Source organism: Mucilaginibacter rubeus, assembly GCF_003286415.2.
Lineage (GTDB): Bacteria > Bacteroidota > Bacteroidia > Sphingobacteriales > Sphingobacteriaceae > Mucilaginibacter > Mucilaginibacter rubeus_A.
The window spans coordinates 6,350,106-6,364,013 of sequence record NZ_CP043450.1 but is presented as its reverse complement, the minus strand read 5'-3'; the positions used below and the strand labels follow the sequence as shown (position 1 = coordinate 6,364,013).

At 42.2% G+C, this 13,908-nt stretch carries 9 protein-coding genes; 6 read left to right on the top strand and 3 right to left on the bottom strand.

What is annotated here, in order from left to right:
• Positions 1–523 precede the first annotated feature (523 nt).
• Positions 524–3,484, top strand: a complete 2,961-nt coding sequence (locus DEO27_RS25610) for an outer membrane beta-barrel protein (RefSeq protein WP_112574211.1) — start codon at positions 524–526, stop codon at positions 3,482–3,484.
• 87 nt (positions 3,485–3,571) lie between these two features.
• Here DEO27_RS25610 and DEO27_RS25605 read toward each other — a convergent pair whose 3' ends face one another.
• Positions 3,572–5,083 carry an alpha/beta hydrolase-fold protein gene (locus DEO27_RS25605; protein ID WP_190295236.1) on the bottom strand — a complete coding sequence of 504 codons (1,512 nt, stop codon included), beginning with the start codon at positions 5,081–5,083 and terminating at the stop codon, positions 3,572–3,574.
• A 130-nt stretch (positions 5,084–5,213) separates the two neighbouring features.
• Entirely contained in the window at positions 5,214–7,910 is a 2,697-nt protein-coding gene (locus tag DEO27_RS25600; protein WP_112574209.1) for an outer membrane beta-barrel protein, read from the bottom strand.
• Positions 7,911–8,470: 560 nt separating this feature from the next.
• On the opposite strand from DEO27_RS25600, the gene DEO27_RS25595 reads away from it, so the two are divergent.
• The 5 genes from DEO27_RS25595 (at position 8,471) to DEO27_RS25575 (ending at position 13,400) form a co-directional block, all read left to right on the top strand.
• Positions 8,471–8,878, top strand: a complete 408-nt coding sequence (locus DEO27_RS25595) for a hypothetical protein (RefSeq protein ID WP_112574208.1) — start codon at positions 8,471–8,473, stop codon at positions 8,876–8,878.
• Between the two features lie 325 nt (positions 8,879–9,203).
• Positions 9,204–10,745, top strand: coding sequence for a YifB family Mg chelatase-like AAA ATPase (locus tag DEO27_RS25590; RefSeq protein ID WP_112574207.1), 1,542 nt, complete (start codon positions 9,204–9,206; stop codon positions 10,743–10,745).
• A gap of 99 nt (positions 10,746–10,844) precedes the next feature.
• A complete protein-coding gene (locus DEO27_RS25585; RefSeq protein WP_112574206.1) occupies positions 10,845–11,408 on the top strand; it encodes an REP-associated tyrosine transposase in 564 nt (187 codons plus the stop codon).
• Positions 11,409–11,614: 206 nt separating this feature from the next.
• Entirely contained in the window at positions 11,615–13,066 is a 1,452-nt protein-coding gene (locus DEO27_RS25580; RefSeq protein WP_190295235.1) for a serine hydrolase, read from the top strand.
• Positions 13,067–13,112: 46 nt separating this feature from the next.
• Positions 13,113–13,400: a hypothetical protein gene (locus tag DEO27_RS25575; protein ID WP_112574204.1), complete on the top strand. Its 288-nt coding sequence runs from the start codon at positions 13,113–13,115 to the stop codon at positions 13,398–13,400.
• Positions 13,401–13,442: 42 nt separating this feature from the next.
• Here DEO27_RS25575 and DEO27_RS25570 read toward each other — a convergent pair whose 3' ends face one another.
• A complete protein-coding gene (locus DEO27_RS25570; protein ID WP_112574203.1) occupies positions 13,443–13,874 on the bottom strand; it encodes a hypothetical protein in 432 nt (143 codons plus the stop codon).
• Positions 13,875–13,908: the final 34 nt, after the last annotated feature.

Below are 13,908 nucleotides of genomic sequence, written 5' to 3'. Positions count from 1 at the left end.
TTTGGTTAAGTATTACGAAATACTGTGCCACAATGTTACTATTATATCAACGGATTTTAAACAATAGTTTATTTCTTGTGTGAATTACTTAAACGTATCAGGATCATTATTGGTATATCTCACAACAATTAATGAAACTAATTTTCCACATTTTCGTAATAATGCTTAAAGTCCGGAATCATTAAATCCCGGCTTTGCTCAAACCCGAATCTTATTACATGATTACGGTACACACTTAGGTTTTGCAACACTTAACCGGCTATAAAACTTAAAACACAACCGTATTCGCCCTCATTCCTGCCCGAAATTGACTGACTGATCTTAATAACAACCTCAAGGCCGGAAAATTCCGGCCTTTTTCATTTAATATTTTGTAACATTAATATGATTGATAGGCCTTTACGGGCTTTATGTGTAACAATAATATATTGATTTGACTTTATGTATATTTTAAGTTGAACATTTGTAGTTCATATTACGTCTATATACCCAAATACAACAATCGTACGCTGAAAAAACATTTATGAAACCCCTACTTCTTATCTTGAGTTTTATTCTTTTATCTGCCTTTGGCTCCTACGCCCAAACGGGGCGGGAGGTAAAGGGAACTGTCGTTGATTCTACAAAGCTATCCTTACCAGGGAGCAGTGTTAAGCTGGTTTCAAACGGCGGTGATAGCACCATCGCTATTGCCGATGCTGCCGGTAAATTTTCGTTCCCGGTGGTAAAGGGCAACAAACTAACCATTACCATTTCATCAATAGGTTTCACAGCCATAAAAAAACATTATTCGCTTGATGCCGGCACCCAACCGGTTGATCTTGGCGCGATAGTGTTAAAGGCCGAAACCAATATGCTTAACCAGGTTACCATTGTTGGTGTTAACCCGGTAATACTAAAAGAGGATACAACCGAATATAAGGTAAGCGCTTATCCCGTACGTGAAAACGCCCCGGTTGAAGACGTATTAAAAAAACTACCCGGTGTTGATGTGGATAAAGACGGCAACGTTACGGCCCAGGGTAAATCGGTTACCAAAGTGCGCGTTAACGGAAAGGATTTTTTTGGAGGCGATGTTAAAACCGCTACCAAAAACCTGCCTGCCGACGTAGTAGAAAGCATCCAGGTAATTGACGATTATGGCGATCAGGCCAACCTTACCGGTATTAAAACCGGTGAGCCCGACAAGATACTGAACATCACCATCCGTAAAGACAAAAACCACGGCTACTTTGGCCAGGCTACAGCAGGAGATGGCGAAGACTTTTTACCGAAAGACCAGGGCATAGCCAACGCCAACCGCTACATCGGCGACCTTAAGTTCTTCAACTTTAACAATGAGCAACAGATAGCCGTGTTGGGTACAATCAACAACACCAACGTAAATACGTTCACCTATGGCAGCGCAACATCCGGCGGTGGCGGAGGCGGTGGTTTTGGCGGCGGGGGCGGCGGCAGGGGCAACGCGTTGCGTGGTTCCAGCAGCTCAACTACCAGCGCAAACGGTATCACCAATGCACATGCCATCGGTGCCAACTTCCGCGACCAGTGGGGTAAAACCTTATCTGTTTATGGCAGCTACAGTTATACCGATAACACCACCAACACCCTTAGCTCGTCTATCCAAACCAACAACGTTCAAACGCCAAGTATCAGTACACAAAAAAGTGATCAAACCGATAACCCAATCAATCATCGCTTTAACTTTAATCTGGAGTGGAAACCTGATACAATTAACTATTTAAAGGTTGTACCAAACTTTACTTACTCAAGTACCAATACAAATGCAAACGAGTCGGTATCGTCAACCATTGGCGGGATAACAAACTCATCGTATACGTCATTGTCCCACAGCGATGGCACCACGCCAAGCTATGGTATTAATGCTTTGTATAATCACCGTTTTAACGGACATGGCCGTAATTTAAGCATTAACATCAGCGCCAATACATCAAAAACATCACAGTTCGATAATCCGACCTATGATTATGCCGATGGTGCGCCACGCCAGGCACCCGCAAATCAGCAAACCAATACTGATAGCCGTGTAACCACTTTTGGTACAAACCTCTCATACATTGAGCCAATAAGCAAACGGGGTTACCTGGAATTGAATTATGCTTTTAACCGATCAAACACCACAAGCGATAAGGAAACCGATACGCTTAGTACAGGCAATACATACGATCATTACGACAGGCTGAGCAACAACTATAAATACAATTTCACCACAAACCGGGTTGGCTTAAACTATCGCTTTATCGAGAAAAAATACAACCTTACCTTAGGGATTGGCGTACAGCCGGCTACCTTAAATGGCCTCAACCTTAAAAATGATTCGGCTACCCACGTAACCACCTTTAACGTAATACCAACTGCACGTTTCAGTTATAATTTCTCAAGGGGCAAGGCGTTAAACTTTTTATATAGTGGATCAAGCAACCAGCCTTCATTCACTCAGCTGCAGCCGGTAATTGATTTCTCAAACGCACTTTATCCGGTACAAGGTAATCCTAACCTGCAACCAGAGTTTGCCAACAATTTTTCGTTGAGATATAATAATTTCAGCTTCCAAACCGGCGATATTTTCTTTACTAATTTCAACTTTACGGCAACGCAAAATAAAATAGTACAAAACACTATTTCGTATCCCCGTAAATTTGACAAAGCCGTGTTAGCAGCAAATCCATCGCTAAAAAGCTTTGAAGGTACAAACCTTACCAACTATTTAAATGCAGGCGGCTATTATACCGGCGGTGCTAATGTGGTGTATGCTAAACCATGGGCCCAGCGTAAGTTTACCCTGCAATTTAATGGCGCCTTAACGTATACCAATGGCGTTGCATTCTCTAATACTATCGACAGTAACAATGTTGCCGCATCTGCCGCGCCTTTAAAAAACATCGCTAAAAACCTCAACTTTACTCCGGGCTTAAAATTCAGGGTAAATATTGTTGATATTATCGATGCAGAAGCCAGCAGCAGCTACGGTATCAATAAAACAACCAACTCTATCCACAGCACACTTATTGATGGCAGTTCAAACTTCCGCACATTGAATTTAGGCTTAGCCGGTAAAAACTATTTCTGGAAAGACTGGACCCTGAGCTACGACTTTACCCGTACCGTAAATTATGGTTATGACGCCAGCCTGGATATTAAAAACCCTAATATCCTGAATACTTATGTTGAGCGCAGGTTTTTGAAAGACCACCGTGCCACTATCCGCTTAGCAGCATATGATTTGTTTAACCAAAACACCGGTTATACCTCTGTTGTAAACGGAAACATCACCACGCAATCAACGGTAAACAGGCTTGGCCGTTATTACCTGTTAACATTCACACTTCGTTTACAAAAGTTTGCGGGCAAAGCTCCAAGTCAGGATCCTGGTCAACGCAGATTTAACCGCGATGGCGGAGGTCCCGGCGGGCCAGGCGGCGGCCCGGGTGGGGGTGGACCAGGCGGTCCTGGCTCTTTCTAACGTGTAGCTCCGGACTTAAAAGCATAAAAAAGGCTGATCGTAATAGATCAGCCTTTTTATTTAAGCCTGTTTTAAATCCAACCGCGTTTATCTTCCATATCGCAACGTGTACGGAATAGGTGTAATCTTCTTTTTAGCGATGTTATCCGGGGTTACATATACAAAATCAAGCTTCCTGCCACCTTCTTTTTGAAAATATTCTATCCGCAATGGATAAAACCCTTTTTTCAACGGAACGATGTATGAGCGCTCAATATCACCATCGTGCAAGCCATCCAGATCAATGATGACCTTATCATTCAGATACACTTTACAACCATCGTCCGATCCTAATCCAAAAATATAATAGCCATCCTGTTCAACTTTGAATAGCCCGTCTATAACTAAGCCAAAATTGTTTTGACGCGGAAGTTTATTAATATTGAAGAGGCTATCTTCGGTACCTTCTTTAACCGGTTTTATTGCCTTAAAGTCGGGCAGTTTATCCCATTGGCCTTCGTAGTAAGCATAATGAAAACCGCCGGGTTTATAGTTTTTCCTGAGTGATGATGCGGGCAGATAAGCCCCTCCTTTAAATTCTCCGCTGGAGGTTTTATCAAATTTAGGCCGACCGGCAATCTGCCGCATGGTAACCGTTGCAGGACCGGCTAATTCAATCTCGGGTTTTACAAATGGCGATGTCATTAACGGCAGCGAACCATCAAAAGTATAATGCACCTTAGTTGTATCATCAAAGTACCAGATCTTTATCGGCTTATTTTTTAGCACAATCCCCCGGGACGGGTGAAACTCCAATGGCTTGCCTCCATAATCATTATAGGCAAACCTCAGGCCATCATAAAAGTTTTTCAATCGTACCGTACCATGCGATTCTTTAGGGTACGCTTTAACCACCCATTCAAACCCGGCCGGCGCGTCTTTTTTTAAGAGGCTATCCATCGGGGTAATCCTCATTTCTTTCATACCCTGCCCCTCGCGGCCACCTATGTAAAGCGACTTTTGCAAGCCGGCAAGTGACGGCAATTTCTCTTTAACCTGCTTAAGCATAACACCGTTATCCCACCAATAACTCGGGTCGCCGGCAACGTAATTATTAAAAAGCTGCGGCTCGTTCAACAAGGCGTAAGTAACAAACACACCACCAAAGGAGTGGCCGAAAAGTGTGTTATCACCATCAGATGGATAGGTCTTATTGATATAAGGGATCAGCTCATCCTTAAAAAACTTCAGAAATTTATCGGCTCCGCCCGATGTTTTATTGCCACTGTTATGCGTTGGCAAAAAATCTTTGTCCCGGTCGGTATTTAACACGCCTACAATTATCATTGGCGGCATCGTGTGCTCGTCAAAAATAAAGTGCTGTATATCGCGCCCCAATTTTATATTCCAATCGTCAAGGATATACAACACATTGTATTTAGTTGTTGAGCCTGCTTTATAACCATCGGGCAGTATTACCTGTATCACACGTTTCTCATTCAATACAACCGAATTGATAGAGTCACGTTTACCGGGCATGTCCTGAGCATTTACACGGCCCAATAGGCCGAATGATAGCGCCATAGTAGCAGCTAAAAAAAGATAGGTCCTGGTTTTCATTATGATGGGCATTTTGGTTGTAAGTAAGACTACCCCTTAATCAAGATAGTTACAACAGCCTCTTAAAAAGTAAAGAGGCTGCATCTTTTAACTTTGATACAGCCTCCTTGCTTTTTACTTTAATATCAGTCTACTTTGTGCTCAGCTTATTAAACTTAATGCTGTAAGTAACCATAAAATAGCGTTTCAATGTATTGTTTTGCACGTCGTTAACCGAGTTGCTGTTGATGTAACGGTACACACTTACGTTTTGATTAAAGATATCATAAACAGAAAACTTCAACTCGCCCCTGTCTTTTTTAAGCATTTGCAGGGCCAGTGATGAGCTCACTACGTTAACGCCTTTTTTAAAGCCTGCCGCAACCTGGCCATTGTAATTAAAATCCTGCTTGGTTTCCCAGATTATCTTTTTAGGGAACCTCACCACCAGGCTATTGCTTATGTTATAGGTACCCACTCTTACGCTCCTGAAATCATCATAATGGTATTTGGTATTTGATTGATTAAAGCCCACGCCGGTATTCAGGTCAATTACATCTTTCCAGTTTACGCCAATGTTTTCATGTACCCCATACGAAACCGTGTTTTGCCAACCTTCAACATTATTAAGCAGGTTAAGGCTTTGGTAATAGTTACCATAAAAATTGGTTGATGTGTTAACCTGCCACTCTTTAACCTTTTTAAACCGTTTAAACACCCCAACCGAAAAATTATAGCTTGGCCGGCCATCGCGGTTAACCGTTGTATTGGTTTGCGCGCCATCTGAGCTAATGGCTTGCTGCGTAACCGCCATGTTTTTTTGCGAAGAGATGTTGCCGTATGAGTAAATCCCCAATTGGCTGTCATTAAAGTATTTAAAAAAGTTAATGTAATAGTTGTTGTTTATGCTGGGCACAAGGTTAGGATTACCCGTATAGCTATACAGCGGACTGTAAACTATAGTAATAGGCTGCAAATTTGATATCCCCGGCTGGTTAACCCGGCGCTCATAGCTAAAGGATATCCCATAAGCCTCGATACGGATAGTTGGCAGCAGGAAAAAATAATTTTGCATAAGCCTGCTGGTTACAAAGTTATTGTTGATTTGCTGCCATTGGGTATTAAGCCCTGCGATGATCTGTGTTTTTTTATTAAGCTGATAAGTAATACCCGGCTTAATGTTCTCCGTCCACTGATCACGCTTAAGGTCAGAACTTTGATTGCTGATCAGCGAATCGAGGCCCGTTTTACGATCATAGGTAAAAACCTGGTCACTGGTTTTGTTGTATATGCCCGATGTGGTTACATCAACAATAAGGTTTTTTGTTACCGGGTAGCGGTAACTAAAATCCAGATTGCCCGAAACATTATTTGATGTACGGACAGACAGCCTGTGCAAACTATCTGACAAGTCGGGCCGCTGGTAGTTAACCACATCATTATTGTTGAAATTGTTGCTGTGGTTAGGGTTAATACTCAGGTTATGTGATATGGTAAACGATTCCTTGCTTTTGTTTTTAGATCGCTTATGAAAGTAAAAGCTTTGATTAAACTGCGTTGAATGCCAATCGCCCAGGGAATTTGATACCGACTTGTTTACCGGCATATCAAAATTATTTGAAGTATTGCCCAACGCCGAGGAGCCGCTGTTATTAGAATTATAGCTTAACGATGGATTATAGCGCAGGTTTCGGACAGTATCCGGCTTCCACTCCACAAGCCCGCTAATAGTGTGTGTATGATTGTTTGCATACCTGTTGCTTGAGGCTCGTGTTAACAGGGTAGTATCTTTCAGAAACTGCTGCTGAAAATTGGCTGATTCAATTGTGTTGTTCCGCTGTGTATAAAAATATTGCAGGTTAAGTTTTAGTTTTTCGCCATAGTTCTGGTTAAGGTTAAAGCCTCCAGAGGTGATCTTCTCAATACCACCACCCCAGTTACGGCCACCGTTAAATGAGGTGTTGCCGCCACTGCGGTCAAACCCACCTTGCTGGTTAAGCTCCTCGCGCGAAAAACCCGTATGATTAAGGTTATTACTTAAGCCAATAAAACTCACCTGCAAAGTATCACGGAACATATTGAACAACCCTCCGGCTTCATACCTGTCGCGCGAACCAGCGCCGCCGAACACCTTACCGAAAATGCTCTTTTTAATGGCCTTTTTAAGTTTGATGTTGATAATCTTTTGTACCTGGGTTTCGCTCACCAAATGATCAGGATCGTTTTCGCGGTCATCATAAACCTGTACCTGGGCTACGATTGCCGCATCAAGGTTTTTGGTAGCGATTTTGGGATCGGAGCCAAAAAACTGCTTGCCATCTATTAAAAGTTTGCTGACCTGTTTGCCATTAACGGTAATTGTTCCGTCGCCATCAACCTGTACACCGGGAAGTTTTTTCAAAAGTTCTTCCACAGCGGCATTGGGCCGGGTTTTAAAAGCGGCGGCATCAAACTCAATGGTGTCCTTTTTTACTTTAATAGGCACCCGCTCGGCACGTACCACAACCTCGCTCAGCATTTTGCTGTTGAGCGCAACGGTGCCTAAATCAACGATATCGCCTTTTTTAAAATTAAACCGGCGGATATAACTTTTATATCCGGCAAACGAAATAACCAGGCGCACTTCTTTATCAACAGGCAGGCGCTGCAGTTCAAAGTCGCCATTTTTTTTACTGAGGGTATAAGCAATAAGCGAGGTATCCTTCAGATCAACCATCGCGACGGTACTTAATTCAAGAGGTTGCTTATTTAGTGAGTCGGTGACTTTGCCTTTAATAGCAGCCCGGTTTTGGGCAAAAGACGCCGAAAACAGGCATAGCAGGATCAGTGAAAGAAAAATTGTTTTCATCCAGGTTTAGGTGCAGATGTTATAAGGTTAGATTAATTTATAGGTAGAGATGTAGGGCCGTGGTACTGTTAGGAAACTTAATTCATGAGGTAGTATAGGGTTTAGATGTTAGTGCTCTGGTTAATTATTTTGTTGATAAACGCGCGTCCTGCAAATATCAACTGTAAAGGTTTAAAGCATAAAAAACCATTCCTCTACTTATCCACTACACTACAACCCTACACGGCTGCATTATATGCTATAAAGATGCCCTTATAACAGCAAATTAACGCAAATATTGCGTTGTCTGCGTTCAAAACAGCCTTTTGACGTCGTAATCCGGGATTTGTAACATTTGTTTTACCAAAAATTTCTCTTTTTTCATCAATACGGCAAAAAATAAGACTATTCCCTTCGGTACGATATTTTTTTGCGATATAAGCATCAAACCAAATAAATGAATACAAAAACGATAAAAATCAAACACAATCGCAATAAAATTTTGCCGATTCCGTTTTTAAACCAATATTGTGCAAGTAATATTATTTTGCACCGAATTAATTACCTAAAACCATAACATTATGAAAGCAGCAGAAACCTACAAATCCATTTATGTAACGTTTTACAGGTGGAATGTTAAAAACTTTGGTCACGGCGGATTGCCAAAAGCCAACGCGCTTTTTGGGGCGAGTTTTTTAATGATCATTTTGCTGGCCATTTTAGTAAGCGTGGCGCAATTATTTTTAAACGCCGGTTGGTTTCAGTTAAGCCCGCTATCTGGCCTAATGATATTAATGGGGGCGACAGGTGCGTTTATACTTAACTATTTTGTGTTGTTGAACAGCCGTTTTTTCAAAAAAATTAATACCGCGTTTGCCCGCATCAGCAAACACAACCCTAATACATGGTCAATAATGCTGATGGTTTGCGTAATAGTTTCCTGCACCATGCTATTGATTGTTTGTGAAGCAGGCGCATTTTTAAGATAGGATTGAATTATATGATTATAATAAAACCCGCCGGCACCGGCGGGTTTTTTGTTTTATACCCGAGGAAATCGCTTTAAACTACGAGCCACCTAACGGAGCCTTAAAATTAACTTGAGATTTGCTATAAACACGTTACCCCTCTGGTGTATTAATACTGCTCCCTTAGGAGCTCCTTGTTTATAGTCAAAAACCATGGCAAACTGGCGCGATCGGAGCCACGTATCAGCGATTCGTTTTGAAAGCGATTTCCCGGATTTTATACCGGCGCTGCTTTATCACCTCATCAAAATTCTATATCTTTCGCTTTAAATAAACTTTTATCACAGTGTTGGTTAAAACCTTTGGAAGCGCGGTTTATGGAATACAAGCTATTACCATAACAGTTGAAGTGAATATCAGTGGCGGCAAATTAGCTTATTTTGTTGTTGGGTTACCTGATAATGCAGTGCGCGAGTCTATGCAGCGTGTAGAGACCGCTTTACAAACCAATGGCTTTCGAATGCCTCGCCAGCGTATTGTAGTTAATATGGCCCCGGCAGATATCCGCAAAGAAGGTTCGGCATATGATCTTACTATTGCCGTTGCCATCATGGCGGCTTCAAACCAAATAGATATTGAAACCCTTGATAAATTCATCATCATGGGCGAGCTTTCGCTTGATGGAAGCCTGCAGCCGATAAAAGGTGCTTTACCTATAGCCATACAAGCCCGTAAAGATGGCTTTAAAGGCTTTATCCTCCCTAAACAAAACGCCCGTGAAGCAGCCATTGTAAATGATCTTGAGGTTTACGGCGTTGAAAGCATTAAAGATGTTGTTGAATTTTTTAACGGCACATCTCAACTAAAACCCGAAATAGTAAACACACGAGAAGAATTTTACGACAGCCTCTGTAATTACGACAGCGATTTCAGCGAAGTAAAAGGTCAGGAAAATATCAAGCGTGCACTGGAAATAGCCGCGGCAGGAGGTCATAATGTGATCCTGATCGGTCCGCCGGGGGCTGGCAAAACCATGCTGGCGCGCAGACTGCCATCTATTTTGCCACCTTTAAGTTTATATGAATCATTAGAAACCACCAAGATCCATTCGGTAGCAGGTAAACTTGCCGCCGCAGACGCGCTGGTGACTATCCGCCCGTTCAGAAGCCCTCACCATACCATCAGCGATGTGGCTTTGGTAGGAGGGGGAAGCAACCCTGCCCCCGGCGAGATTTCGCTGGCACACAACGGTGTTTTATTTTTGGATGAATTGCCTGAATTTAAACGCAGCGCGCTGGAAGTTATGCGTCAGCCATTGGAAGAGCGTCGCGTCACCATATCGCGCGCTAAGTTTACGGTTGATTACCCCAGCAGCTTTATGCTGGTAGCCAGTATGAACCCGTGCCCGTGCGGTTATTATAATCACCCCGAAAAAGAATGTATCTGCCCTCCCGGTATGGTACAAAAATACCTGAGCAAAATCTCGGGCCCGCTGCTGGACAGGATTGACCTGCACGTGGAGGTAACGCCCGTTAATTTCAGCGAACTATCATCTGACAGGGCGGCCGAAAAAAGCGAACTCATCCGTGAACGGGTGATCCGGGCAAGGGAAATCCAGGTAGAGCGCTTCGGAAACCGGCCCGACCTGCACGCCAACGCGCAAATGAGCTCCCAAATGGTTCGCGACCTTTGCAAAATTGATGCCGCCGGTCAAATGTTGCTTAAAAAGGCAATGGAAAAGCTCGGCCTCTCGGCCCGGGCTTACGACCGCATCCTCAAAGTGTCCCGCACTATCGCCGACCTTGCGGGAAGCGAGGAGATCAAATTGGAACATTTGGCAGAGGCCATACATTTCAGGAGTTTGGATAGAGAAGGCTGGGCCGGGTAAAAACCAATCGTACTTATGGGGCTTTTAATATTTGTTCCCTGGCGCAAGTATGATGGGCGAGCCATGTGTGTAAAGGCTACTTGTGCCAAATAGAACGCTATGAGTAACAAATATAAATTTCACGATCAGGACAAATTATACTTTGTAAGCTTTTCTGTTGTATACTGGATAGACCTTTTCATAAGAAACGAATACAAACAGATATTGCTTGAAAGCTGGAAACATTGCCAGAAACATAAAGGGCTCGAAATATATGGATGGTGTATCATGACCAGTCACGTTCACATGATTATTGGAAGTAATGGCGACAAAATGGAAGACATTTTGCGGGATATAAAAAGGCATTCTGCAGCCGCACTTAGACAGGCAATCGAAAATAACCCCTTTGAAAGCAGGAAGGAATGGATGCGGTGGATGATGAAGCGCGCCGGAACAAAAAATAGCAATAATGAAAGATTTCAATTGTGGCAGCAGGACAATCATCCTATTATGTTATTCAATCATAACGTATTACATCAAAAATTAGACTACATTCATAACAACCCGGTTGAAGCCGGCTTTGTAGAGAACCCTGAAGATTATCTATATAGCAGCGCCCGGAATTATTATGACTTACCCGGCCTGTTAGACATTATATTAGTTGATCCGCTGCTAGCCGAATAAATAGGCACAAGTAGCCATCGCTATATCCAACCCTTCATACTTGCGCCAGGGAAAGTAAAACAGCCTGTGCAGCATTATTTCTTCAGAATTTAATTTCTTTTAAATAATATTTTCAAAATTAAATTCTGATTCTGTTGTTTTTATGTATGCTAAATTCTAATTTAGCATACATCAGCCGGTGCAAACACGGTTTTAAAACCCAACCTATGAAAATCTTAAGCAAATCATTAATCCTCCCCCTGCTGTTATTTATACAGCTGTCTGTTCTCGCGCAAAACAATACTCAGGATAAAATCAAGCAAGTAGAGAACGGCTTGGTTGGCAATATCCAGATTGAAGGCGAACAGCCAGGTAATCTGTTAAACCGGATGGCTTACTATAAAATTCCGGGACTAAGTATAGCCATTATTCAAAACTATAAAATTGCCTGGGCCAAAGGTTATGGTATGGCAAACGATAGCGCCAAAATTCCGGTGACCGCAAAAACGCTTTTCCAGGCGGCATCTATCAGCAAATCCCTTAACTCGGTTGGGGTGCTTAAGCTGGTGCAGGATAAAAAACTCGATCTTAATACAGATATCAATGTTTATCTTAAAAGCTGGAAGTTTCCTTACGATAGCGTATCCAAAGGCAAAAAGATCACCATAGCAAACCTGTTAAGCCATAGCGCCGGTTTAACGGTGCACGGCTTTGGCGGATATGAACCGGGAGTTCCATTGCCTACCATTGTTCAAGTGCTTAATGGTGAAAACCCGGCCAATTCACCTGCCGTTAAATCTATGTTTGAGCCAGGGTTGCGCTATGAGTATTCGGGCGGCGGCACTACCATCACACAAATGATTGTGATGGACATAACCCATATGCCTTACGCCGATTATATGAAAAAAGAGGTGTTAAAACCGCTCGGCATGACAGGTAGTACATACGCTCAGCCGCCTTATGATGTGGATCAGAACCTGCTTGCTGTTGCCTACAGCCCTGATGGCAAACCTAAAAAGGGGAACTATCACATTTACCCGGAGCAAGCTGCGGCAGGCTTATGGACCAACCCAACCGACCTGGCAAAATACATTATTGAAACCCAGCTGGCCTATGAGGGTAAATCAGCAAAAGTTTTAAACCAGGAAACCACTAAGATCAGGCTATCTGTTCATGCTGGGAATGATGTGGGTTTTGGCGCATTTATAGATAAAAAGGATAGTGTTTTATATTTCAGCCATAGTGGGGTAAACGAGGGCTTCCGCTGCATTTATTATGGAAGTATGGAGGGCGGCAATGGCGTAGTCGTAATGGTTAACAGCGATAATGATAACGTTATCCCGGAACTGATCAACAGCGTGGCTAAGGTTTACAACTTTAAAGGATTGTTCCATTCCAACATCAAGAAAGTTGCATCGGTACCTGCTGAGGTTTTAAAAAGCTACGCCGGTAAATTTTATATCGGTCCGCCAAGAACTTTAACTATAAGCGAAGATGGGGGTAAACTTTATGCCCTGGCCGCCGGCGAGGGTAAGCGGGAACTTTATCCGCAATCAAACAATCGCTTTTTCATGAAAGATTTGCCTTACGAGCTGGAGTTTAACAAAGATGCCGATGGCAAAATTCACGTTACACTTATTGATGGTGGCAATAAGATGGAACTGAAACGGGCGGAGTAAAGCATCTAAGAAATTTTTCTTCCGACGCTTTTAAATATGAATAATTATGAAAGAAGCATCAACACATAGAGAAATGTGCCTGTTATTGGTTTCATTGTCGATTATATTGAGTGCTTGTCATTCATCTAACAAGAAAAATGACAGTGGGCGTGATAGCATAAAAACCGAACTACTTTCTAAGAAAAGGTTTCAGGATTCGATACAAAGAGGACTCACTCCCACAATAATCGATACTGCGCATTATTTTGATATGGATAAGATCCCGAATTCCAAACCCGATTCGAATCAGAAAATGCCAGTGGTTCGTATTGACTCATTAAATAAGTATTTATGAGATCTGCGGTTTGATAGCCTGTATGCAACAAGCAATCCTTATTTAATTCATTACAATTGGCTGGCGTGGTGTTACCAGCCTTACTTTATGGCTTATATATCCCTCCCTCTTCGTTTTTTCAACGATGTAAAAAATATATAACGTTTGTGCAGTTAAATCGGTAGTTGTTTTTGCAAGATCAATAAGTGAGCCGAGACTAATAAATTTGATCTTGGTTATTTGATCCTTATTTATCTTACGCCCCTGCTCCTTTACATCAAATAGAAATGTAGGATAATTATTAAATTTAAGACAAGGGCATTTAATTGTATAATATTTGTATTTCGATTCGATGCCAATATCCCACATACGATCATTTAGCGGCGTATTAGCAGTATCCAAAAGATAATTCACCGTATCGATATTGTTCACACCCTTTTGAGCATATGTCGTAAAGAAAGTGAAGCACAAACATATTATTAAGATGGCTTTCATGTTATTTTACGATGCAATTTATTTATAATATGTG